Annotated in this window: 2 protein-coding genes; both read left to right on the forward strand. The window is 54.1% G+C overall.

Going from position 1 to position 679, the window contains the following annotated elements; translation table 11 throughout:
- Positions 1–85: 85 nt before the first annotated feature.
- Positions 86–490 carry a transposase gene (locus tag J5224_RS33090; RefSeq protein WP_264629139.1) on the forward strand — a complete coding sequence of 135 codons (405 nt, stop codon included), beginning with the start codon at positions 86–88 and terminating at the stop codon, positions 488–490.
- A partial coding sequence (gene tnpB / locus J5224_RS33095) for an IS66 family insertion sequence element accessory protein TnpB (RefSeq protein ID WP_264629140.1) occupies positions 487–679 on the forward strand: 193 nt, incomplete at its 3' end. The genes J5224_RS33090 and tnpB, both read left to right, overlap by 4 nt.

The following is a 679-nucleotide window of genomic DNA, read 5'->3' on the forward strand; positions in this document are numbered from 1 at the left end:
GTAAGCGTCCAGTCAGCACCGTCTGGTTTACTGCATCAGGTTCTGTAATTTAGGTGTCCACTTATTTTTGCAGGTGGACACCTCCGTGAGTACTCAACAACGACGTTCCCGTAAGCAGTATTCCCCAGAACTGAAGCTGAAATTGGTCAAGATGGCCGTTAAGGCCAGCAACGAAGGCAACAGCGTTGCCGCGCTTGCCCGTCAGTACGATGTTAATGATAATTTGCTCTTCAAATGGGTACGCCTCTGGCAGCGCGAAGGGCAGGTATGCCGCCCTCGACGCAAGTACCGTAAAACCCCATCTCCCGCACTTTTACCTGTTCAACTCACGCCGCCAATGTCGGATTTACCGCCCATTGCCACATCCAGTGGTTCACCGGATATCGTCTGTCACGCCCGACTTCGTCAGGGTGATATCACGCTGCATAACCCCTCTACGGAGTTGATGCGCCTCGTACTGCGGGAAATGATGTCTGGTGAGCCACGATGATACCCCTGCCCACTGGCACACGGATCTGGCTGGTCGCCGGTATTACCGACATGAGAAACGGCTTCAACGGCCTTGCCGCAAAGGTACAGATAACACTGAAGGATGACCCCCTGTCTGGTCATGTGTTTATCTTCCGTGGACGCAGCGGCAATCAGGTGAAGCTGCTCTGGTCTACCGGTGATGGCCTGT

Source organism: Candidatus Symbiopectobacterium sp. NZEC135, assembly GCF_025962695.1.